Genomic DNA, 20,755 nt, shown 5'->3' with positions numbered 1-20,755 from the left:
TGCCGTCGTCTGGGAGGTTCCGTCAGGAGGCGGGTTCGCCGAACCAGCGTTGCGCGGCGCACCGAAAGGCATTGGAGTCGGGGTCGTGGTCGCCGGTCCAGGCGACGATGCCGTCGGGCCGAATCAGCAGGGCGCCGAATCCGAGGTCGTCGCTCACCGGGCCGGCCGCGTAGCGCAGCCCCTTCCAGGCCGTGGCCGTGCCGCGCAAGCGCTGGTCGCCGGTGAAGTCGAGTGTGACGCCCTGTCCGTCCCGTAGCAGGTCACCGAGGCGGGTGCCGTCGCAGAAGCGGAAGTCGGGGGCGGTGCGGCCAACGAGCGGCTGGTCGCTGCCCAGGTCGTAGCGGTGGGACAGTCCGGAGGTGTTGCGGAAGACGTGGGTGGTGCCGTCACGGGTGTCGAGGAGGTCGTGGATCAGCCGCCGCAAGGCCGCCGCGTTGGGTCCGGGGTTCATCGTGGCCACCTGCGCGCGTGACCAGTCCAGGATCGCCGCGCCGACGGGGTGACGCTCGGCGGTGTAGGTGTCGAGCAGGTTCTCGGGCGCGGTCTGGTGGACGGTCGCGGCGAGCTTCCAGCCGAGGTTCATGGCGTCGCCGATGCCGAGGTTGAGTCCCTGGCCGCCGAGCGGGGAGTGGATGTGGGCCGCGTCACCGGCGAGCAGGACGCGGCCGTTGCGGTAGGTCGTGGTCTGCATCGCGCGATCGGTGAAGCTGGAGGCGAGATGGACCTCGCTGATTGTTGCGTCGGTGCCGGAGACCCGGCGCAGGACCGTCTGGAGATGTTCGCGTGTCAGCGGCTGCGAGCGGTCGAAGGTGCCCCCGTCGAAGTCCATCATGCCCAGGTGGCCTTCGAAGGGCGTCCGCAGGTACATGCCGGTCGGCGTCAGGTTGAAGCCCAGGTCCAGCTGCTGCGGGTCGTCGAAGGTGACGCGGGCGACGTAGCCGGTGAACAGCGGCTGGGTGCCGACGAAGTCGAAGCCCGCGAGCCGGCGTACCGTGCTGCGTCCGCCGTCGCATCCCACGAGCCAGCGCGCCTGGTAGTCCCGCCCGCCGGCCCGCACGGAAACGGTGTCGTCGTCCTGGGTCACGGCCTCGACGGGAGTCCCCCGCAGGATCTGCGCGCCGAGGGCGATCGCCCGCTCCTCCACTACCGTCCCGACCGCTTCGAGGCTGGTCATGATGCCCTCCATCGCCGGGCCGGGCAGCCGGTACTCCACAGCGGAGGAGTCGATATTGGCCGCGTTGAGCCGCATGCCGGCGAAGTGGCTCACGCCACGGGGTGCGGGAGACTCGTGCCCGTCGGATTCGACGCCGACCTGCTCCTTGTCGACGCCGGATGCCTTCAGCAGTCCTTCCAGCATCCCCCGGCGGTAGAACGCCTCGACCGACCCGGCGTTCAGGCCCCGTAGACCCAGCGGCAGCGCCTTCAACGGCGAGGTCGGCTCCTGGTCCCGCTCCAGTACCAGGACCGAGCAGTCCGCCAGCGCGAGTTCACCGGCCAGGAACAAGCCCACCGGTCCGGCCCCCGCGATCACGACGTCGAACATGTTCGACCTTCCTCCAGTTCCGCGCCCCGGCGTGTTCCGGTGCGCTTCGGATCAGGACCTCCGCACGGGAGGCCCTGACAGGACATTGGTGCGTCGCTCCAACATGGAACGGTACTCCAAGTTGGAGTCTTGCTCCAAACCTGGCAGAATGGGGCCATGGCCACACAGCCACGTCAGTCACAGCGGCGCAGGCAGGTGCTCTCCCGCGAGCGCATCGTCGAGGCAGCCATCGAGCTGCTGGACACGGCAGGGGAGGGCGCGCTGACGGTCCGGACGCTGACCGAACGCCTGTCCACCGGATCCGGCGCGATCTACCACCATGTCGGCACCATGAACGAGCTGCTGGAGGCCGCGATCGACAGCGTCATCGCCGACGCCCTGGCCGCGCTGTCCACCGAGCCGGCCGCGCCCGTAAGGGGCCTGGGGGCCGCGGGCACGCCCGAGGACGAGATCCGCGCCGTTGCGCTCGGCCTGTTCGACGCGGTCACCGAACATCCCTGGCTCGCCGCCCAGGTCGCCGTGCAGATCACCCGCAACCCCTGGGGGTCGGTGACACGACGGGTCTTCGAGAGCATCGGCCGACCGATGCGCGCGCTGGGCGTGCCGCAACGCGACTGGTTCGCCACGACCTCGACCCTGGTCCACTACTTCCTCGGCGCCATCGCCCAGAACGCCCACACACCGCACGGCACCAGCGACGGGAGGACGCCTGAGGGCGAAGCCGAACGCGCCGAGTTCCTCGACACCGCAGCCGGGGCATGGCAGGACCTCGACCCCGATGACTACCCGTTCATCAGGGCCATCGCCGACCAAGTGCGCGAACACGACGACCGCGAGCAGTTCCTCACCGGCATCAACCTGGTCCTGCGGGGCATCATCGCCTCCTACCCCACCCGCCACGAGATCGCCCGGTAGGCGACGAGTTGCCTGAGGCGGCGGCCCATATCCATCTCGCCGTCCACCAACACGACGCGGGGCAGGGTGGGCCGACGCAGTGGGGTTTCACGCTGGTGACCCGCAGGTCCGGCAGGGGGCGCGGCAGGATACAGGTGCGCAGTGGAGCCATCACGTCCACGATCGGCGGCGTCGTAGCACTGGCCGTTGCGGGCCCGATCAGATGTGGCGGCCGGCCTCAGCAGGATGCGTCGCGAGATGCCGAACCGGCTCGGAGCGCCCAGGCGTCGAGGTTCGGGCCTAGGTCGGGAGGTCACCGCCGAGATCTCTGGTGATCGACTCAGCGGTGCTGGTGAGCTCGGCGATGAGGCTTCGCTCGATGCTCGCGGTGAGGATGTGGGTCGGGACTGCGATGCCCAGCGCGAGAGCCACCCCCGGTCCCGAGGCGAAGACGGGTGCGGCGATCGCGGAGAGTCCGGGGATCACGCCGCCCTTGGTGATCGAGAAGCCGCTTTTCCGGACCTCGTAGAGCACCGCCTCAAGGTGCTCGGACGCGAGGGTGCTGGACACGCCGCGTTCCTGCTGTGCGCGCAGTACCGGCATGGTGAGTGCCGAGGGAAGATGCGCCAGGTAGACCCGTCCTACGGACGAGTCGATCAGGGGAAGCGTCGACCCGACGCGCACGGTGATCGGCAGGGGGTACGCGCCGTAGTCCCAGCGGATGATGACGGGCCCGGCGTCGCTCCAGGTGGAGAGATTGGTCGTGTGCTGGGTCCGGTCGCGGAGCGCTATGGCGTGTTTGGTCGCGATGCCCACCTCGTCGCCCTGGCGCAGCGCCTCGATGCCGAGACGGCGGGTCGCCGGGCCGAACTTGTAGAACCCGGAGGGCTGTTCCTGTTCGGCGAGCCCCACGCGGACGAGGCTGACGAGATACTGGGGTGCCATCGCGTGATCAACCTCGTGAGGGAGGTCCCGAACCTGCGGCTGACCAGGGCCTTCTACACCGAGTTCGGTTTGGAGGAGACCTCGCCCGGCAGGTTCTCCACCGTGGTCGGCGGCGAACAGCTCGTCCTGCGCGCCGGAGACGTACCCCGGGTCGTCGAGCTGACCATCGGGGCGGACTCCGACGCCGACCTCGATGCGATCGCCCACCGGATCGAGGGGCTGGGCATCGCGCCGGCCCGCACCGACGCCGGGTTGGCGGCCACGGAACCGGTGAGCGGAGTGCTGGTGCGGGTCGTGGTGGCGGCTCGGCTGCCGAAGGACCCGCCGCCGAGCGCGCCGACGTCGGCCGACCGGACCGAGCTCGTCCACCGGGAGCCGATCCGGCCGCTGCGGCTCGGGCACGTGGCCATCGGCTGCGCCGACGTGGAGGAGGCCAAGCGCTTCTTCCTCGACGGGATCGGCATGCGGCTGAGCGACTACGTCATCGCTGGCCCGTTCATGCGGTTCGAGACCGACCACCACAACATCGTCCTGCTGCCGGCGCCGATGACGCTGCTGCACCACACGGCATGGAAGGTGCGCGATGTGGACGAGATCGGCTACGGCGGTACGCGGATGATCGAGAGCCACCCGGAACGGCACGCCTGGGGGCTGGGACGGCACGCGGCGTCGGCGAACTACTTCTGGTACCTCAAGGATCCCGCGGGGGCCTTCGCGGAGTACTACTACTCGGAGATGGACGACCTGGCGGACACGCCGTACTTCTGGGATCCCGTCCCCGGCGGCGAGGAGCTTCCCGTCGCCGCGTGGGCGTCGCCGGCGACCTCGCGGCCTGGCGCGCGGCGGGCGGCACGGCGGTCGTGCTCGGTGCGCACCCGGACGAGCGGGCCGAGACCTGGACGGCGGTCGAGGATGTCGACGACGCCTACCGGCGGTGGTTCGACGACCACGCCTGCGCGGCGGTAGTCGTCCGGCCGGACCGCTACGTCTACGGATCCGCCCCGTCCGCGACCTCCCTCCGTTATGTCCTGCGCTCATGCCTGTCAGACCTGCGAACCGACCCCATCGCCACCACCTGACAGCGGAGCGATGGACGTGAGGATCGCGAACGTCGCCGGACGCGTCGTCCTGGCGTACGGCGAGGAGCCCATCGATGTCCGGAAGGCCGGCCGGGGCGAGTTCGGTCCGAGCCCGTCGGCGGTCTTCGGCCGATGGGCGAGGTTCGGGGCGTGGGCGGACGCCGAACACGGCCGGAGCGGTTCGGCGTACCGGCGCTGATGGCCTGGCTCTCCCAGATCACCGCGCTCTTTCACCAGGGGGCCAGCCCGATGCCGCTTCCGGCGGCAGGGAGGAACAGAAGTACACCATGACACCGACACCCACGAGCGCCCCGATGAGCCGGGGCCGCCTACTCGCACTGACCGGTCCGTTCGCGGCGATGGAGGGTTACGACCTCGCGTGCTACGGGGCCACGGTCCCGGTACTGCTCAGTGACCGCGCGATCGATGCCGACGTCTCCAGCGCCGGGGTCGTCGGGGCCCTGGTGGCCTTCGGGATGCTCTTCGGGGCGGCGGTCGCGGCGGCGCTGAGCCACCGGGTGGGCAACCTGCGCCTCCTGCTCGGCGGTTCCGGGCTGTTCTCGCTCGGCATGCTCGTGTGCTCGATCGCACCGACGTTCACCCTGTTCGGCATCGCCCGGCTGGGCACCGGCTTGGGCCTCGGGATCGTGCTTCCGGCGGTCACCGCGTACGTGGCCGACCACTCCGAACCGCACCGCCGCAGCGGCAACGTCGGCATCATGACGTCCGGCTACGTTCTCGGGGCGATGCTCGCCCCCCTGCTCAGCGCCGCGCTGCTGCCCGACGCGTCCTGGCGCTGGATCTACGTGATCGGTGCCCTGCCCGCCTTCGTCATCATCCCCCTGGCCGCCCGGTCGCTGGTGGACCGGCCCGCCCACGCGGCGGAGGACACGGTGCGCACGGCGGAGACCTCCGACCGTGACCTGTTCGGGCTCCGCCCGCTCCTGGGCCCGGGATCGCGCGTCGCGACCTTCCTGTTCTGGACGATCTCGTTCTGCGGGCTGATGCTCGTGTTCGGCCTGAGCAACTGGCTGCCGACGATGCTGCGCGATTCCGGATACACCCTGCAGTCCTCCCTGCTGCAAACCGCCGTCATGTGGGTCGGAGCAGGCGTCGGCATGATCGCGGGCGGGCGCATAGGCGACCGGGTCGGCATCAAACCCGTGGTCGCCGCCGCCTTCGCGGTGGGCGCGGCGAGCCTGGTGCTGATGAGCGTGCGACCCGCGACGGGTCTGCTGTTCCTGCTCATGTTCGTGGCCGGGCTCGGCTTCATCGGCTCGCAGGGGCTGACGAACGCTTTCGTCGTCACGCGCTTCACCGGCGCGCTGCGCAGCCGCGCGATCGGGTGGGCACTCGCGGTGGGGCGACTCGGCGCGATCCTCGGTCCGCTCGTCGGCGGGCTGATCCTTTCCACGGAGCTGGGCGTGCGGTTCGGCTTCTTCGCGTTCGCCGTGCCCGGGGTTCTCGGCGCGGTCCTCGCGTTGCTCGTCCCCGGCATGCGCCGCGCGCCTGCACCGCAGGAGCGGGCCCTCCAAAAGTCTCCCGGCGCCGCCGCATGAAAGGCGAGCACGACCGCGACTGACGCCCCACCGGCAGCCGCCCGATCCTCAGGACGGACAGGCATGGGTGGCCAGGCTTGCACCGCTCACCTCACAGCGTTAGGTTGCCTAACACTGCCCCGCTCAACAACGTCACCGCGGCCACCCGCCGCGAGAAGACCATCGAGGTCTCGGTCAACGCGCCCGTCATGACGCTTCCCGCGGTCCTCGTTCTTGTCGCGGCCGCCATGCACGCCCCCGTCCCCGCGTATGCCGCCGCCGGCCTCGAGATCCTCATCCTTCTCGGCGGACTGGCCCTGTGGTGGCTGCCCTACCTGGCCGGCGTCACCGTTCCGTGGGCGACCGCCGGCACCGGCGAGACCTGGGCCCAGTTGCACGCCCGTACGTACGCCAAGACGATCATCGTGCTGCCCCGAATCGGTGATCGCCCCCGGCCCAGTCTTGAACACATGATCCTGCACGCGCTGCTCCTCGCGGCAGCCACGGTCACGTTGGTGTACGCGTTGAGCATCTGAGACGGGACGGCCGTCGCCGTGCGACCCGAACACTTCAGACCGCGATATGTCACTGGAGTGCCAGGCGCCCAGCGGGGCCGAGCGGCCGGGTGCCGTCTGCAACGGCAGGTACAGGTGGGCGCTGTTGCGGTCCCGGCTCATGGCCGGGTAGAGCGCGTGCGGGTCCAGGCCCAGGCCGTACACCAGGGCGTCCTCGACGCGCCGGCGCCCTGGGTGACCGCGACCGTCATGGCGGTGCCGTGGCACAGCTCACCGGCGGAGCCCGACGGCGCTGGGGAGTTCTGCCCCTGAGGAAGGCGGCGTTCCTCGAAGGGGCAGGTCAGAGGGCTATTGAGCGGAGCACAGCACCGTCTGCGCGGCCGCTGCGAGGTTGTTCCCGAAGTGGGGCATCTCCATGGAGAACGTGGCGTTCATGGCGAGCTGCAGCCGCCCGTCCAATGTCGTGGCGGTCACCGAGGTCGAGCCGGGTCCGGCGCCCCTGAACGGCAGGACGCATTTCGACGGATCGCCCGTCGGCGTCAGCTTGCCGGTGATGACCTCCCTCAAATTCGGGGGCAGTAGCCTGCCCTTCATGAAAGCGCTGTAGAAGGCGGCCATATCGGCTGCGGTGGAGATCACGCTGCCGGCCGCCCACGCGGTGGCGGCGTTGATCTTGTCGGTGTCGCGCAGCTTGCCTCTCCTGTCGGGATGGTAGCCGTGTCCGTGGGGTTCCTCGATACGTTGGGTGGGCCTGGTGGGCAGGTAGGTGCGGTCCATGTCCAGGGGCTTGAAGAACCGCCGTTCGAACTCCTCGGCGAGCGTGTTGCGGGTCAGCTTCTCGATGATCAGGCCGAGCAGGGTGTAGTTGGTGCTGGAGTACAAGGGATCGCCGCCCGGTTTTTGCTGGAGCGGCAGGCTTCGGGAGATCTTCAGCACGTCGTACGGCGAGATGTAGGTGCGATCGAAGGGGTCGATCTCGCGGTCGAAGTCGGGGATGCCGGAGGTGTGCTGGATCAACTGGCGTACGGTGATCTGATCGGCATACCGGACCAGGTCCTTTTCCACCACGATCGGCAGCAGGTCGCTGAGCTTGTCGTCCAGGCCGAGCTTGCCCTCTTCGACGAGCTGCAGCACCGCGGTGGCGGTCATGGTCTTGGTCTGAGACCAGGCCCGGTAGCCGGAGCCGGTGGGAATCGTGCCGCCCTTGCCGCCGAGCAGGCGGGATCCGGCCGTGGCCCGGTCGATGCGCTTGCCGTCGTAGTATGCCTCGGCGATGACTCCTACCACGCCGGACTGTTCGGCCAGCTCGTCCACCGCCTTCTGCACATCGCCGATCCGAGGCGTGGCGGGTGCGGCGGCCTTCGCGAGGTTCGCGCCGGCGGGGGCGGCGGCAGTGGCGGCCGGGCCAACGGCACTCAGGAATACAGTCGCGCACGCCGCGAAAAGCGTGGCATTACGCAGCTTGAACGTCATTGAAGTCCTTTCTCTTCAGGAGCGGCGTGTCCGCCCGCAGGCGCCGACCGCCTGACCGGCGATAAGTGCTGTCAGCAAAAGCCCTTCGAATGACAGTCGTTGAGACGTTTCTTTCTTGGGCTACACTTACAGAATGGACTGTATGTCACTCTTGCGGTCCGCCCCCAACTGATTGACGAACGAGTTGATCGGATCACGCTGGAGCGTCACGATGAACGTGTGCGTACGCCTGAGCTCGGCAGACCCGGGCGTGCTGGTCTTCGGCCGCTCCCCCGCCCGCGAGGCATTGCACAGCCTGCACGTGCTGGGCTCGGTCAGACAGCATCCGCTGCACATTTCCTGGGTACTGGAAGCACGCGAACGCATGGGCGCCGATCTCAAGAACGAGGCCGATCAATTCGCTTTCTGGTGCCAGGGGCGCCCATTGGGGTTCCCGCGGATCTGGCGCCCGGGTGAGGTGTCGTCGTGGCCGGACGAGCTGGCCGCGCTACGCGATGCACCGGTCACGTATTACGCCGAGCAAATGCTCACCGCGGCCTTGCATGAAAACGGGCGCGCTTTTCACGTCCGGCTGGACGATTTTCGCGCCGACCCTGCTCTACGCGAGCGGGCGATGAACGCCGTCCGGGCGCGACACCCGGCCTCGCTGCCCGTGCTGCAGGAGCTCATCGCCGATCCCGAACGGTCTCGCAATCGATTCGCCGACTTCCTGTCCGCGTACTGGGATGCCTGTCTGGCCCCAAAGTGGCCATTCATGGAGAGATATCTGCTGGGCGACATCGCCCAGCGCAGCCGCACCGCCTTCCAGCACGGGCTGGCGACCATGCTGGAAGGGCTCGCTCCCGGTCGGCTACGCGTTGTCCAAGACCGGGACGAGGTGCTGATCGCGCTGCTACAGACCCGTGCCGGCGCTCCCCCACTGGAGTTCACCCTCACCGAGCAGGACCGGCTTCTGCTCGTGCCCTCCCACTTCGCCTGGCCCCTTGTCGCTCTCACCGTCCAACGCGAGCCTCAGGCGGACCCCGCCCGGCACACCGTACAGATCAGCTACGCGCTGGACGCGATGCAGCACAAGGCGCGGCCGCCGGTCCCCTCAGAGGACCTGCTCAAGCTACTCCGCGCCGCCGCCCACCCCACCCGGCTACAGATCCTCCAGATCCTGGCCGAGCACGCGCGATCCACCCGCGAACTCGCCAGTCTGATCGGGCTCACGGAAGCGGCCATCTCCAAGCACCTGAAAATCCTGGCCGAGGCGGACTGGGTGGAACCCGAGCGGCACAGCTACTACGTCTACTACAGGCTGGTCCGCGACACGCATGGCAAGCTCGCGGACGCTCTGGAGAGGCTGTTGGGCTGATTCGGTAAGACAAGCGATCAGAGGGATGCCGGCATGAATGAGCGATGCGGTGTCGCGAACCGGTCGGACAGCCAGCCGCCGACCGGCCGCATCAGCGGCCAGGACCACGAACCCTGCCATGAGCGCAACCAGGTGGAGCGGCGGGCGCTGGCGCTTGGCAAGGTCGCCGGGCGAGGGCTTGGCCTACGCCGAGCGCGTGACCGCCCGCCCGCCGCCAGGGCCCGGCGCTGGAGGAGGCGGCCCGGCAGGGAGGGCGAGCAGGCGCCGCCATCCGCTCCGGCCGCTTGCCGCCGCCGTTGTGGCCGCAGCCCGTACCCGGCCGAGCCTTCCATGGCCTCGACGACCTCGGCGACGGTCTCGGCCCACCACCCGCCGCGAGGTGATATCGATCACGGTGGCCGGATACAGCCGGCCCTCCCTGGTGGGGATGTAGGTGAAGTCGCCGCATCAGCGGATGTCCAAGGCGGCCGGATGGGAGTGAAGCCCCGGCCGATCAGGCCCGGCCGGGCGGCGGCACCCGGGATGCCGCCATCCGGCCGCCAGATGCGGGTTGACGTGCTCATTCGCGCGGCCGGGGCCGTACAGGTAGTACAGCAGCCCCATCACCCGGCCGCCCCGCGTCACCTTCCCGATCATCCGAGCCGTCCTCTGATCGCATCCGCCAAGGTCGTCCAGCTTCCGGACGGTACGGATGCACACGGATGCGTACGGAATCAGGTCTCCGCCCATCTGCCCGGCGGCGTTCAGCGCGGCCACCGCCTGGTTGAGATGCACCCCGATCCGGCGTACCTGGCCGGTGGCCCGCATCACCTCCACCAGCGCCTCGGTTCTGGACCCACAGTCCCGTCGGTGCCGATGGACCCAGCGGACCGAGCCGTGCCGAAGCCGGCTCGGCCTCGGGCGTACACCTCGCCGGGCCGCCCGCACAGCGTGAAGGTGACGTTCAGCGTCGAGGAGTTCCAGGGTGGGTCAGCCGGCGCAGCCTGGTGGCGTGGTGGGCGGGCGCCAGTAGTCGCACCAGTTCGCCGTGGGTCCCCAGATGTGGCCGACGGAGGAGAGGGAGGCTCCGGGCTGATCGACTGCTTGATCGGCTCGCCGGCCAGCCGGGCGAACTGCAGGCACCCGTTCCCGCTCTGCAACGACTGCCCCAGGGCGGTCTGCCCGGTCGCGTCGCCCGCCGGGCGGTTCAGCGTGCAGGCCGGATTCGTGGCGGGATCCTTGGTGGTGATCGTGGCGACAGGCCGGGTCCGGTGGCCTCGTAAGAGGCCAGGGCCTGGGCTGACCAGGGCGAAGTGAGCGGTCGGCGGCTCGGCGTATCAGGACGCGAGTGTTCGCCGGGGAATGCACGAGCGAACACTCACGTCGGCCGGCCGGGACGGGGGGTGGGCGCCCATCACCTGGCCGCCCACTTCACCCCCGAGCGCCCCGGCCAGGTGGGCTCAGCCGCAGAAGTACCAGTAGTTGATGCCGGTCGTTTCTCCGCCGTTGTAGTCGATGTAGGCGCCGTACTTCACGCAGGTGTTGCGAGCGTAGAGGTAGACGGGCCCGGCGTAGTAGGCGTAGCTGCCCTCGTCGATCACCTTCCTGAGGTCGGACTGGCGCTGGATCCAGACGTTCGTCTTCGTCCGCACTCCCACGGCCGTGTACTGGTGCATCCCGACCGCGCAGTTGTTGCCGTTGGCGGAGTTGTAGAACAGGTACGCACCGATCGACTTCTCGGTGCCCATGTACTTGAGGAACTGGTAGCCGCTGCCGCAAATCCGCTGAGCCTCGGCCTGGCTCGCCTGGGCGGGCGTGGCCATCACCGTCAGGCCGGTGAACGCGAGGGCGGCGGCCATGAGCACGCTGCTGAGCACGCTGCGCTTCTTCATCCTGGCATCCCTGCTTCTTCTTGGAGGCAAAATACGAGCAAGTGGTCGCATTTGAGGACGTGATCAGATTACGAGGGGCTGCTCGTATTTCTCAAGGAACGCTGGGATGAACCTCGGGCGTCCGGTACTGGAACGCGACATGGCGACGATGGTGAGCGGGGCAGGCATGGCCCGGAACGGGGTCCAGGTCCTCGAAACGCTCGGCGATGGCGATCAGGTCGAGGCGACTCTGCCCCACACCCGGACCGAGGGACACCAGGTCGGGACTCATCGCACGTCCCGGGCAGTGGGTTATGAAGACGGCCTTTGAATCGTCACCTGCGCTGAGCGTCCGCGTCGTGTGGCTGGGCGGGCTGGTCGAGGGTGGCGGCCCAGCTGGCGAGCAGGCGCAGGGCATCCGAGGAGGGGGTGTCGGGGGTGGCGGTGTAGACGGTCAGGTTCAGGCCGGGGTCGGCGTGCAGGTCCATGGACTCGTAGTCGAGGACCAGGTCGCCGACGGCCGGGTGGTGGTACGCCTTGGTGCCGGTGTGGTGCAGGCGGACGTTGTGCTGGGCCCAGCGGCCGCGGAAGTCGTCGCTGCGGGTGGACAGCTCCCCGATCAGCTGGGTGAGCTCCTTGTTGTAGGGGTCGCGTCCGGCCTCGGTGCGCAGCAGGGCGACGGTGATGTCGGCGGCGGTGTCCCAGTCGGGGAAGAAGTCCGGCCCGGCCGGGTCGAGGAACTGGAAGCGCGCGATGTTGGCCGGCTGGGGGCGAGCGGTGTCCGGGCGCGGGCCGCGGCCGGGGGTGGGGATGTGTGAGTGGAAGACCGGCCAGTACATGGCGTAGCCCAGGCGGTTGGCGGCCACGATGTCCATCCGGCCGTTGCGGATGATGGCGGGCGCGTCGGTCATGGCGTCCAGCATGCGCTGCAGGCCGGGGCGCACCTTGCGGACGCGGCGGGGGCTGGGGCCGGTGGCCGCGGCGCGGGCCAGGTCGAACAGGTGGGCGCGTTCGGCGTCGTCGAGCTGCAGGGCGCGGGCGACGGCGTTCAGGACGTCGGTGGAGACGCCGTTGATGTGGCCCTTCTCCAGGCGGGTGTACCAGTCGGTGCTCACGCCGGCCAGGACGGCGACCTCCTCGCGGCGCAGGCCGGGCACCCGGCGACGGCCGCCGAGGGCCAGCCCGGCCTGCTGCGGGCTGATCCTGGCGCGCCGGCTGGCCAGGAAGTGGCGGATCTCATCGCGGTTGTCCACCTTTCTCACTGTAGACAGCGCCCTGGGGCGTAAGGGGGTGGAGATTGTCCCCCCGATAAACGCGACCTCCCGCGCGTGCGATGAACCCGGTTTCCTGGGCGATGTCACACGAAGTGATGGCATGTCCGTTCCCGGACGGGCACCGCCGTCGCCGGCGAGATCAACAGGAATCCGGCTTCGCTCGCGGACGTCGTCCCGCCTGAGGTGGTTCACGTCCGGGAGAAGCGGGCCGATCCCGCTGAAACCCATATCGAAGGAGTTACCACCCATGCGTGGAGCAGTGCTGCACGCGCCGGGCGACGTCCGCGTCGAGGACCGCCCGGACCCGCAGATCATCGAGCCCACCGACGCGATCATCCGCCTGACGGCCACCTGCATCTGCGGCTCGGACCTGTGGCCCTACCGCGGTGTGGACAAGCCGGACGGGCCGATGCCGATGGGCCACGAGTACGCCGGCGTCGTCGAAGAGGTCGGCAGCGAGGTCACCACGGTCAGGCCGGGCCAGTTCGTGGTCGGCTCGTTCTGGGCTTCTGACAACACCTGCGAGATCTGCCGATCCGGCTACCAGTGCGCGTGCGTCCAACGCGTGCTGATGGGCACCATCGGCACGCAGTCCCAGTTCGCACGGATTCCGCTCGCCGACGGCACGCTGGTGGCCACCCCCGGCATGCCGGACGCCGATCTGGTGCCGAGCCTGCTGGCCGCCTCCGACGTGCTGGGCACCGGCTGGTTCGCCGCCGTCGCCGCCGAAGCCGGGCCGGGCAAGACCGTCGCCGTCGTCGGCGACGGCGCCGTCGGACTGTGCGGCGTACTGGCCGCCAAGCAGCTCGGTGCCGAACGCATCATCGCGATGAGCCGGCACGCGCCCCGGCAGGAGCTGGCCCGCCGGTTCGGCGCCACCGACATCGTCACCGAGCGCGGCGACGACGGCGTGGCCGTGATCAAGGAGCTGACGAACGGGCTCGGCGCACACAGCGTCCTGGAGGCCGTCGGGACCCAGGAGTCGATGCTGCAGGCCATCCGCTCCACCCGGCCCGGCGGGCATGTCGGCTTCGTCGGCGTCGCCCATGACGTCGCACTGCCCGGTGACCTCATGTTCGACTCCCTGGTGCACCTGCACGGCGGCCCCGCTCCCGTCCGCCGGTATCTGCCGAAGCTGATCGAGCTGATCTGCGACCGCGCCATCGACCCGGGCAAGGTCTTCGACCTGACCCTGCCGCTGGACCAGGCGGCCGAGGGCTACAAGGCGATGGACGAGCGCCGCGCCATCAAGACCCTGCTTCGCCCCTGACCGGCCACGGCCGCTGGGCGCCCGGCCCGAACGCGGCGATCTCGGCGCCGACACGCAATTCGATCTGGACGACGACGTCACCCGCACGCCGGTTCCGCCGTAGGGGGCGCCGATGACGAGCGCCGAGCGGCTACAGCGGCGGCCGGCCGCGCCACCCGTCCTCTCCTGAGGTGTTCGTCGAGGACTTCAGCGCAGCCGTGGACTACCTCGGCACGCGCCCCTTCGTCGACAGGCAGCGCATCGGCGGAATCGGCATGTGCGGCAGCGGCGGATTCCTGATCAGCGCGTGGGAGAGCACGCCCACTCGCGGTATTTCAGCGAGGACGCCTACGAGCAGGCGGCAGAGCCGAAAGAGCTTCACGTCGTCCCGAACGCCGGCCACGTCGATCTGTACGACAAGACCGATCTGATCCCGTTCGACAAGCTGGAGGAGTTCTTCACCAAGAACCTCCTCTGATCACCAGGCCGTGCCTGCCCGGCTCCGAGCCCGCCGGGTGCGACCAGCGATGGGGCGGTGCGTCCTGGTGTCGCCCCACAGCGTCGCTCCTTTCCGATCCTCCCGCCGGTCCAAAGGAAAGTGAGGAATTCATGTCCGACAACCTCCCAGACGAAGACCGCCACGACGGGCAGGCGCCGCCGGGGGTGTCCGGCGAGGTTTCCTGTCGGTGACCGCTGCCGGTGGTGTGGTGGCCGGCCTCCTTCCGTCCGCGCTCGCGGCCAGCCGGTCGCGGTCGCGGTGGCCGAAACCCTGGAGGCCGCCCAGCATGCGGCGAGCCTGGTCAAGGTCGCCTACGCCGGCGAACGGCCCGCGACTGACATGTCCTCTTCAGCCGGAAACCCCGACCAACCCGAGAATTACCCGCGGGGCGACGTCGAGGTGGCACTACGCCAGGCGCGCAGCCGCATCGACCGGACGTACCGGCTCCAGCGCGAGCACCACAACTCGATGGAGCCGCACGCCACCCTCGCGCGCTGGGACGGCGACCGGCTCACCGTGTGGGACAAGACCCAGATGGTGCAGGGCACCCGCGCCGCCCTGGCCTCCGTGTTCGGCATCGACGAGCAGTCGGTCCGCGTCATCTCGCCGTTCGTCGGCGGGGCGTTCGGCAGCGCTCTGCGCGCCTGGCCGCACGTCACGATCGCCGCGCTGGCCGCCAGCCAGGTACGCCGCCCGGTCAAGGTCGTGCTCACCCGCGAGCAGATGTACACCGGGACGGGCTTTCGCCCGGTCACCGAGTACAAGCTGACCCTGGGCGCCGACGAGCGCGGCCGGCTCACCGCCGCCGTGCACGACATCCGCGCCGAGACCTCCACCTACGAGGACTACCGCGAGGCGCTGCTGACCCAGGGGCAGATGGTGTACACCACCCCCAACGTCCGCCAGACCTACCGCTCGATCCCGCTGGACATCAACACCCCCACCTGGATGCGCGGCCCCGGAGCGGCCACCGCCGCCTACGCGATCGAATGCGCCATGGACGAACTCGCCCACGAAGCCGGCATCGACCCGATCGAGCTGCGCCTGCGCAACGAACCCGACCAGGACCCAGGAACCGGAGCCCCGTTCTCCACCCGGCGACTGCGCGAGTGCCTGCGCACCGGCGCCGACATCGTCGGCTGGGACGACCGCAACCCCGAGCCCCGCTCGACGGCGACTGGCTGGTCGGCACCGGGGTCGCCGTGGCCACCTACCACACCGCCCGCGCCCCCGCCCAGGCGCCGGCCAGGCTCGCCCCCGACGGCACCGCCACCGTCCAGTCCGCCACCTCCGACATGGGACCCGGCACCTACACCTCCATGACCCAGGTCGCCGCCGACGCCCTCGGCCTCCCGGTGTCCCGGGTGCGCTTCCAGCTCGGCGACTCCACCATGCCGCCCGCCCCGCCCCACGGCGGCTCCATGACCATGGCCAGCGTCGGCTCCGCCGTCGCCGGCACCTGCGCCAGGCTCCGGCAGCAGGCCGTCCGGCTCGCCATCGAAGACCCCGGCTCACCCCTGCACGGCGCCGCCGCCGACGACATCGTCGTAGAGAACGGCCGCCTGCACCTGCACGGCGACCCCGGCCGCGGCGAGACCTACCAGCAGTTGCTGGCCCGTACCGGCCGCCCCCACCTGGAGGCGCGCGGCGGCTACACCCCCGGCCAGGAGACCGAACGCTTCTCCACCCACGCCTACGGCGCGGTGTTCGCCCAGGTCGCCGTGGACGAACGGCTCGGCCTGATCCGCGTGCGCCGGGTGCTCGGCGTCTACGACGCCGGCCGCGTCATCAACCCCAAGCTCGCCGAGAGCCAGGCGATCGGCGGCCTGGTCGGCGGCATCGGCATGGCCCTGCTGGAGCACACCGTCACCGACCCCCGCGACGGCCGCATCGTCAACGCCAACCTGGCCGACTACCTCGTCCCCACCAACGCCGACGTCCCCGACGTGGCCGCCGTCTAGCTGGACGGCGAGGACCGCCAAGCCGACCCCATCGGCGTCAAGGGCCTGGCCGAGGTCGTGATCGTCGGCGTGGCACCCGCGATCGCCAACGCCGTCTTCCACGCCACCGGCCGCCGCGTCCGCGACCTGCCCATCACCATCGAGGCCCTCCTGTGACACCCCGGGAAGGTCATCGCCATGCGCCGGCGACGTTGGAAGGGATCGGATGAGCGCACGCGGGCCGTCGGCACCCGAGCAGAGCACACCACCAGCCAGGAGAGAACGCGAGATGAGGTGTGGCACGGCCGCGGTGGCCGCGACCGGTCCGCGACGGAGCCGCCGGATCGTTCTCGGCATCCTCCGCGGCATCGCTGCTTCAGTGACCGGGCGTCGGAGACGCCGTGCACCAATGCCCCAGTGGCGCGGTGCACAGCCGATCGGCTATGCCTGCTGCGGCGAACGCGGAGCGGGTGTCCTCTGATCCCTGGGTGAAGTGCGCCCAGCCATCTTGGTGGGCGACAACGACGTGGGACGAACCGAGCACCTCTGCCGCCGCGGCAGCGCGTTCCGCTGTGAGGCTCAGTGGCCTCCCGCCGAACTTCGCGGGCACTGATGCCGATCCGGCGAACAGGACCGCGCAGTCGATCGTTCCGACGCGCTCGCGAATCTCGTACACGATCCCCAGTGAGGCGTTGTCACCACTGACATAGACCGTGGGATGCCGATCGACGCTGATGACGAATCCGATGACCTCGCAGTTGACGAAGCCCTCCTCGTTCAGCTCGCCATCGGCCGGGCCGTGCCGGGCAGGAACACCCGTCACCCGGAGCCGGCCGTCATCACTCGTCCAGGTCGCCCATGGATCCAGCGGTCGCGCGGGCGCGCCGAGGCGCTGTGCGGCAGTGGCCGGCGCGAGGACCACCGGCGCCCGAAGCGCGAAGGCCCGGCCGGCGTGGTCGAGGTTGTCGGGATGCAGGTCATGACTCACCAACGCCACATCGACCTCGCCGACGGCCGCCTCGTCGGCCGCAGGACCGGCCAGCTTTCGCAAGTAGCCGTAGTCGGTGGGAGAGTCGAAGGTCGGATCGCAGATCAGCCGGAAACCGGCCAGGTCGATCACGGTGGTGGGGCCGCCGAGGACCGCTACGCCGAACGGAAGGCGCCGCGGCGTCATCGGTACCGGCACGTGCTCGGGGGTGTGTTCAGAGGTGGACATGGCGTAGGTCCTTGCTGATGTAGGCGCCGACGAGCAGGAAGGCACCACCGGCCACCAGGATCACCAGGGGCGTGAGGTCGTAGTTCATCCCCTTGCCGAGCCACAGCATGTAGTAGGGGTAGAAAGCCGGGATGATGCTCGGAAGGCTGTAAGCGATCCCGTAACCGGAGGAGCGAACCTCGGTGGGGAACATCTCCATGATGTAGGCGGTGATCATGGCGAAGACGGTGAGGCCGGCGACGATGGCGATCGAGGCTCCGATGATCACAGCCGCGGATGAGGTGAAGTTGCCGATGGCGAAGGCGAACGCGATGGGGCCTGGGACGAGGTTGAACAGAGCGATCGTCATGATGACGTGGCGACGGCCGAATCGTTGGCCGGCGGCACCGATCAACGGAAAGAGCGCCACGCCGGCGACCGCTGAGATCAGGACCGTCGTGTTCACGGTTCCCGGGTCGGCGCCCAGCTTCTTGAAGTGTCCTGTGAAGACGCCGATCGTCGCGTCGAGGATGAGCCAGGCCCCGGTCGAGGTCACGAAGGCGACGGCGAAGTTACGCAGGTTCCGGCCGCGCAACAGTGCGGCGAGGGGGTTGCCGACACCGGCGGTCTTGGCCCACAGCTCGGACTCGGGCACCGACCGGAGGTAGTGGACGAACACCATGGCCGAGATCACGAACCCGACGGCGAACGGAATCCGCCACCCCCACACGCTGTAGGCGGCGTCCGCGTCGCCGGACGGGAGCACCTCCAGGATGCCCATCGTCAGCAACGTCATACAGCCGAGCGCGGCGGGATAGCCGACGTTGAGCAGGGCGCCGTAGAGTCCGCGCCGATCGCGCGGCGCGTACTCCATCGCCAGGGGGTTGGCGGCGGTGTACTCGCCGCCGAGGAAGATGCCGTCGATCAAGCGCAGGAGGACCAGCGCCCCGGCCGCCCACCAGCCGACGTCCGCATAGCCTGGCAGGAGGGCGATGAGCCCGGTACACACCGTGAAGCCGGCGGCCACCCAGACGGTCGTCTTGCGGCGTCCGACCCGGTCGCCGAGGACCCCGAAGACAATGGAGCCGATGGGCCGGCCGACCAGCGAGACGGCGAAGATCAGCGCCGTCAGCGTCGCGGCCTCGGTCGCGGAGGCGTCGGCCGGAATGAAATAGGCGATGGCCGGCGCCAGGGCGATCACCGGCAGGTAGACGTCGTACATGTCGACGAAGAACCCGCCGATCGCCGCGCGTAGCGCTTTGCGGCCCTTCGCCCGGTATTCGGGATCGTTGTTCTTCTCCAGGCGTGGGTCGGCCGCGTCGTGGGCTTCGATGTGGGTCTCAGAAGACATCGAAGACGCTCCCCTCGTGGTCAAGGGACGAGCGGCCAGGGAGCGAGCGGTCGAGGGACGAGGCCGCGGGCGGCTCATACCGCTGGTCGGCCTCCACGGGAGTCGTCTCGGTCATGGTGATCGCAGGCCGCCGGCGTTTGTCGACGCGCAGGTCGAAGATGTCGAACCGGTTGTAGGTGCCGACGATGTCGTGAGCACGCTTCAGGACGATCTCCTCGTGCAGGTCGATGGTCGCCGTCACCATGCCCTCGGAGGTCTTCGGCGGGCCGGCGATGATCTCGCCACGGGGACCGACGATGATCGAGACCGCGGGTGTTGCCCTGAGCTGCTGCTCGATGTGCGCATCGCCCTGGGCCACCGCGTCGATGGCCTCCTGGTCCAGCGCGGTGGCGGCCACGACGGTGAAGACCTTGCCCTCGAAGCTGTGAGCCGCGCTCCGCAGCCGGATGCTCTCGGCCAGGTCGTACTCCGGAGCGCCGGTCCGCTGGTCGAAGGGCCAGGCCGGCGGGTAGGTGGCGATGTGCAGCCGCTCACCCTGGGCGAGCAAGGTGTACCTGGCCAAGGTGTTGGTGTTCTCGCCGCAGATCAGGGCGCCGAGGAACCAGCCGTCGAGGTCCACCGGTTCCAGGTCGTGGGCGTCCCCATGTGACCAGGTCAACCGCTCGTGCCAGGTGCCGACCAGCTTGCGCCGGTGATTGACCAGCCTGCCGTGCCGGTCGAAGATCAGGTTCGAGTTGAACACCTGCCCCAGGCTGTGGGCGGCGCGCTCGTTGACGCCGACCGAGAGCACCACACCATGCCGCGCGGCGATGTCGCCGAGTCGTTGGGCATGAGGCCCGGGCACGGTGATGGAGGACTCGAACAGACGCAGATGAAGCTCATGCTGATCCACGGGCGGCAGCACCGACCCCCATATGGGGAACCCGGAGACGAACGTCTCTCCGAAGACGACCAACTCGGCCCCCTGGGCGGCCGCGTCCGCGACCAGTGACTCTAGCTTGTCGAGCGTGGCGTCCCGGTCGAGGAACACCGGTGCTGCTTGGACGGCGGCCACGCTTACGACGGGCAGACGATCGTTCGCCATCGGCTACTTCCATTGCTCGTTCTGTCGATGAGATTCGACACCTTCGACGAGGTAATCTCGCTTAGTCGGTTATTAGAGATTCAGATCACGACATGGGTCAACGGAAAGAATGTCGACCGTTTTCGACAACAGATCGACCGCAGACCCGTAACGCGCCGAGGAGAAACGATCATGTGGCAACAGCTGGTCGAGGCAGGTCTCGACCCGAAGGACGCGCACTTCTACCTCGCCGTCCTTCGGCGGGGGCGGGCCACCGTCGCGGAGGCCGCTCGCGAAGCCAACGTGAGCCGGACCAGTGGCTACGACATCGCGCGACGGCTCCAGGCCCGGGGGCTGGTCAGCAGAGTCGAGTCCGATCCCGGGGAAAGCGAGGATCTGCGCACACGGAGCCACCTGGTCGCCGGCGACCCCGTGCAACTCCAAGAGGAGTGGGCGATGCGGCGCCGTGTGCTCGACGACCTCGTGCCCCAGTTGCGCGCGCTGTTCTCGGCGAGCCGCGCGCGGCCCAAGGTCCGCTATCTGGAAGGGGCCCAAGGCATCCGTACGGCACTGTTCGAGACCCTTGAGTGGGATTCGCCGATCCGCGGCATCCTCTCGATGCGCGACCTCATGACCGTTCCCGGAGAGTCGGCCATGGCCGACTACATCGCCGGGCGGCGCGAGCGTGAGCTCGTCCTCAAGGTCATCCGCACCCGCGACCACGACTGGCCCGGCGGTTGGCTCACCAGTGCACGCGACTACAGGGTGGTCAAGCACGCGCCGACCGAGTACGAGTTCACCATGACCTCGGTCATCGGTTCCCGAGAGGTCGTCACGCTCTCCTCGGCGCGGGAGACGTTCGCGATGGTGATCGAGAGCGAAGAGTACGCCGAGATGCAGCGCAACTTCTTCGAGGTGCTGTGGCGCGTGAGCACCGATGCCGACAACGACGGCACCGGCATTCCCTGACCCCCGGCCCTGACACCCGAG

General features: G+C 69.3%; 22 protein-coding genes and 1 pseudogene. 14 read left to right on the top strand and 9 right to left on the bottom strand.

The window, feature by feature from the left end; all coding sequences use genetic code 11:
* Positions 1 to 22: 22 nt before the first annotated feature.
* Positions 23 to 1,543 (bottom strand): FAD-dependent monooxygenase, encoded by a 1,521-nt coding sequence (locus HNP84_RS34395; protein ID WP_185054224.1) that lies wholly within the window; start codon positions 1,541 to 1,543, stop codon positions 23 to 25.
* A 156-nt stretch (positions 1,544 to 1,699) separates the two neighbouring features.
* Between HNP84_RS34395 and HNP84_RS34390 the strand changes: the two genes are divergently transcribed.
* The gene (locus tag HNP84_RS34390) at positions 1,700 to 2,458 is read left to right on the top strand and encodes a TetR/AcrR family transcriptional regulator (protein WP_185054223.1); all 759 of its coding nucleotides are present in this window, start codon (positions 1,700 to 1,702) and stop codon (positions 2,456 to 2,458) included.
* A gap of 279 nt (positions 2,459 to 2,737) precedes the next feature.
* Here the strand turns inward: HNP84_RS34390 and HNP84_RS34385 are convergent, their stop codons facing one another.
* Complete coding sequence (locus tag HNP84_RS34385; RefSeq protein WP_185054222.1) at positions 2,738 to 3,382, bottom strand: IclR family transcriptional regulator; 645 nt, start codon at positions 3,380 to 3,382, stop codon at positions 2,738 to 2,740.
* A 3-nt stretch (positions 3,383 to 3,385) separates the two neighbouring features.
* Between HNP84_RS34385 and HNP84_RS34380 the strand changes: the two genes are divergently transcribed.
* The 6 genes from HNP84_RS34380 (at position 3,386) to HNP84_RS55445 (ending at position 6,826) form a co-directional block, all read left to right on the top strand.
* The gene (locus HNP84_RS34380) at positions 3,386 to 4,348 is read left to right on the top strand and encodes a VOC family protein (RefSeq protein WP_185054221.1); all 963 of its coding nucleotides are present in this window, start codon (positions 3,386 to 3,388) and stop codon (positions 4,346 to 4,348) included.
* On the top strand, positions 4,243 to 4,461 hold the full coding sequence (locus tag HNP84_RS57140; RefSeq protein WP_512700965.1) for a hypothetical protein: 219 nt from the start codon (positions 4,243 to 4,245) through the stop codon (positions 4,459 to 4,461). The genes HNP84_RS34380 and HNP84_RS57140 overlap by 106 nt, the downstream gene beginning before the upstream one ends.
* A gap of 16 nt (positions 4,462 to 4,477) precedes the next feature.
* Positions 4,478 to 4,660, top strand: a complete 183-nt coding sequence (locus HNP84_RS34375) for a hypothetical protein (protein WP_185054220.1) — start codon at positions 4,478 to 4,480, stop codon at positions 4,658 to 4,660.
* A gap of 88 nt (positions 4,661 to 4,748) precedes the next feature.
* Positions 4,749 to 6,020: an MFS transporter gene (locus HNP84_RS34370; RefSeq protein WP_185054219.1), complete on the top strand. Its 1,272-nt coding sequence runs from the start codon at positions 4,749 to 4,751 to the stop codon at positions 6,018 to 6,020.
* A 104-nt stretch (positions 6,021 to 6,124) separates the two neighbouring features.
* Positions 6,125 to 6,535 (top strand): hypothetical protein, encoded by a 411-nt coding sequence (locus HNP84_RS34365; RefSeq protein ID WP_185054218.1) that lies wholly within the window; start codon positions 6,125 to 6,127, stop codon positions 6,533 to 6,535.
* A 156-nt stretch (positions 6,536 to 6,691) separates the two neighbouring features.
* Positions 6,692 to 6,826, top strand: coding sequence for a hypothetical protein (locus tag HNP84_RS55445; RefSeq protein WP_281396371.1), 135 nt, complete (start codon positions 6,692 to 6,694; stop codon positions 6,824 to 6,826).
* Positions 6,827 to 6,862: 36 nt separating this feature from the next.
* On the opposite strand, the gene HNP84_RS34360 is transcribed toward HNP84_RS55445, so the two are convergent.
* Entirely contained in the window at positions 6,863 to 7,987 is a 1,125-nt protein-coding gene (locus tag HNP84_RS34360; protein WP_185054217.1) for a serine hydrolase domain-containing protein, read from the bottom strand.
* A 172-nt stretch (positions 7,988 to 8,159) separates the two neighbouring features.
* Between HNP84_RS34360 and HNP84_RS34355 the strand changes: the two genes are divergently transcribed.
* Positions 8,160 to 9,344, top strand: a complete 1,185-nt coding sequence (locus tag HNP84_RS34355; protein WP_185054216.1) for an ArsR/SmtB family transcription factor — start codon at positions 8,160 to 8,162, stop codon at positions 9,342 to 9,344.
* Positions 9,345 to 9,791: 447 nt separating this feature from the next.
* On the opposite strand, the gene HNP84_RS34350 is transcribed toward HNP84_RS34355, so the two are convergent.
* Both HNP84_RS34350 and HNP84_RS34345 read right to left on the bottom strand, forming a co-directional pair.
* Positions 9,792 to 10,160 (bottom strand): hypothetical protein, encoded by a 369-nt coding sequence (locus tag HNP84_RS34350; RefSeq protein WP_185054215.1) that lies wholly within the window; start codon positions 10,158 to 10,160, stop codon positions 9,792 to 9,794.
* Positions 10,161 to 10,783: 623 nt separating this feature from the next.
* Positions 10,784 to 11,215: a hypothetical protein gene (locus HNP84_RS34345; RefSeq protein WP_185054214.1), complete on the bottom strand. Its 432-nt coding sequence runs from the start codon at positions 11,213 to 11,215 to the stop codon at positions 10,784 to 10,786.
* A 106-nt stretch (positions 11,216 to 11,321) separates the two neighbouring features.
* On the opposite strand from HNP84_RS34345, the gene HNP84_RS51510 reads away from it, so the two are divergent.
* On the top strand, positions 11,322 to 11,525 hold the full coding sequence (locus HNP84_RS51510; RefSeq protein WP_221337137.1) for a hypothetical protein: 204 nt from the start codon (positions 11,322 to 11,324) through the stop codon (positions 11,523 to 11,525).
* 4 nt (positions 11,526 to 11,529) lie between these two features.
* Here the strand turns inward: HNP84_RS51510 and HNP84_RS34335 are convergent, their stop codons facing one another.
* Positions 11,530 to 12,447, bottom strand: coding sequence for a helix-turn-helix transcriptional regulator (locus tag HNP84_RS34335; RefSeq protein ID WP_312926424.1), 918 nt, complete (start codon positions 12,445 to 12,447; stop codon positions 11,530 to 11,532).
* 268 nt (positions 12,448 to 12,715) lie between these two features.
* On the opposite strand from HNP84_RS34335, the gene HNP84_RS34330 reads away from it, so the two are divergent.
* The 4 genes and pseudogenes from HNP84_RS34330 (at position 12,716) to HNP84_RS51500 (ending at position 16,177) form a co-directional block, all read left to right on the top strand.
* Positions 12,716 to 13,738 (top strand): zinc-dependent alcohol dehydrogenase family protein, encoded by a 1,023-nt coding sequence (locus HNP84_RS34330; protein ID WP_185054211.1) that lies wholly within the window; start codon positions 12,716 to 12,718, stop codon positions 13,736 to 13,738.
* A gap of 286 nt (positions 13,739 to 14,024) precedes the next feature.
* Positions 14,025 to 14,195 carry an alpha/beta hydrolase gene (locus tag HNP84_RS51505; protein ID WP_221337135.1) on the top strand — a complete coding sequence of 57 codons (171 nt, stop codon included), beginning with the start codon at positions 14,025 to 14,027 and terminating at the stop codon, positions 14,193 to 14,195.
* Positions 14,196 to 14,555: 360 nt separating this feature from the next.
* A pseudogene (locus tag HNP84_RS53875) lies at positions 14,556 to 15,257 on the top strand (xanthine dehydrogenase family protein molybdopterin-binding subunit); the annotation flags it as partial.
* A gap of 161 nt (positions 15,258 to 15,418) precedes the next feature.
* Entirely contained in the window at positions 15,419 to 16,177 is a 759-nt protein-coding gene (locus tag HNP84_RS51500) for a xanthine dehydrogenase family protein molybdopterin-binding subunit (protein ID WP_312926421.1), read from the top strand.
* Positions 16,178 to 16,532: 355 nt separating this feature from the next.
* Here HNP84_RS51500 and HNP84_RS34315 read toward each other — a convergent pair whose 3' ends face one another.
* The 3 genes from HNP84_RS34315 to HNP84_RS34305 are packed head-to-tail and all read right to left on the bottom strand — an operon-like array spanning position 16,533 to position 19,786.
* Positions 16,533 to 17,372 carry an MBL fold metallo-hydrolase gene (locus tag HNP84_RS34315; RefSeq protein ID WP_246519092.1) on the bottom strand — a complete coding sequence of 280 codons (840 nt, stop codon included), beginning with the start codon at positions 17,370 to 17,372 and terminating at the stop codon, positions 16,533 to 16,535.
* A complete protein-coding gene (locus tag HNP84_RS34310; RefSeq protein WP_185054210.1) occupies positions 17,359 to 18,702 on the bottom strand; it encodes an MFS transporter in 1,344 nt (447 codons plus the stop codon). The genes HNP84_RS34315 and HNP84_RS34310 overlap by 14 nt, the downstream gene beginning before the upstream one ends.
* The gene (locus HNP84_RS34305; RefSeq protein ID WP_185054209.1) at positions 18,692 to 19,786 is read right to left on the bottom strand and encodes a carbon-nitrogen hydrolase family protein; all 1,095 of its coding nucleotides are present in this window, start codon (positions 19,784 to 19,786) and stop codon (positions 18,692 to 18,694) included. The genes HNP84_RS34310 and HNP84_RS34305 overlap by 11 nt, the downstream gene beginning before the upstream one ends.
* 27 nt (positions 19,787 to 19,813) lie before the next feature.
* Between HNP84_RS34305 and HNP84_RS34300 the strand changes: the two genes are divergently transcribed.
* A complete protein-coding gene (locus tag HNP84_RS34300; RefSeq protein WP_221337133.1) occupies positions 19,814 to 20,734 on the top strand; it encodes a TrmB family transcriptional regulator in 921 nt (306 codons plus the stop codon).
* The last annotated feature ends 21 nt before the right edge of the window (positions 20,735 to 20,755 follow it).

It is taken from the genome of Thermocatellispora tengchongensis (assembly GCF_014202315.1).
GTDB classification, from domain to species: domain Bacteria; phylum Actinomycetota; class Actinomycetes; order Streptosporangiales; family Streptosporangiaceae; genus Thermocatellispora; species Thermocatellispora tengchongensis.
The sequence above is the reverse complement of the archived record's forward strand: the minus strand, read 5'-3'. Positions and strand labels throughout refer to the sequence as shown.

What these genes read in the sequence shown, in the direction of transcription:
- HNP84_RS34395 (WP_185054224.1), bottom strand. Translation starts at nt 1,543, where the DNA reads ATGTTCGACGTCGTGATCGCGGGGGCCGGACCGGTGGGCTTGTTCCTG.
- HNP84_RS34390 (WP_185054223.1), top strand. Translation starts at nt 1,700, where the DNA reads ATGGCCACACAGCCACGTCAGTCACAGCGGCGCAGGCAGGTGCTCTCC.
- HNP84_RS34385 (WP_185054222.1), bottom strand. Translation starts at nt 3,382, where the DNA reads ATGGCACCCCAGTATCTCGTCAGCCTCGTCCGCGTGGGGCTCGCCGAA.
- HNP84_RS34370 (WP_185054219.1), top strand. Translation starts at nt 4,749, where the DNA reads ATGACACCGACACCCACGAGCGCCCCGATGAGCCGGGGCCGCCTACTC.
- HNP84_RS34360 (WP_185054217.1), bottom strand. Translation starts at nt 7,987, where the DNA reads ATGACGTTCAAGCTGCGTAATGCCACGCTTTTCGCGGCGTGCGCGACT.
- HNP84_RS34345 (WP_185054214.1), bottom strand. Translation starts at nt 11,215, where the DNA reads ATGAAGAAGCGCAGCGTGCTCAGCAGCGTGCTCATGGCCGCCGCCCTC.
- HNP84_RS51510 (WP_221337137.1), top strand. Translation starts at nt 11,322, where the DNA reads ATGAACCTCGGGCGTCCGGTACTGGAACGCGACATGGCGACGATGGTG.
- HNP84_RS34330 (WP_185054211.1), top strand. Translation starts at nt 12,716, where the DNA reads ATGCGTGGAGCAGTGCTGCACGCGCCGGGCGACGTCCGCGTCGAGGAC.
- HNP84_RS34315 (WP_246519092.1), bottom strand. Translation starts at nt 17,372, where the DNA reads ATGTCCACCTCTGAACACACCCCCGAGCACGTGCCGGTACCGATGACG.
- HNP84_RS34310 (WP_185054210.1), bottom strand. Translation starts at nt 18,702, where the DNA reads ATGTCTTCTGAGACCCACATCGAAGCCCACGACGCGGCCGACCCACGC.
- HNP84_RS34305 (WP_185054209.1), bottom strand. Translation starts at nt 19,786, where the DNA reads ATGGCGAACGATCGTCTGCCCGTCGTAAGCGTGGCCGCCGTCCAAGCA.
- HNP84_RS34300 (WP_221337133.1), top strand. Translation starts at nt 19,814, where the DNA reads ATGAGATTCGACACCTTCGACGAGGTAATCTCGCTTAGTCGGTTATTA.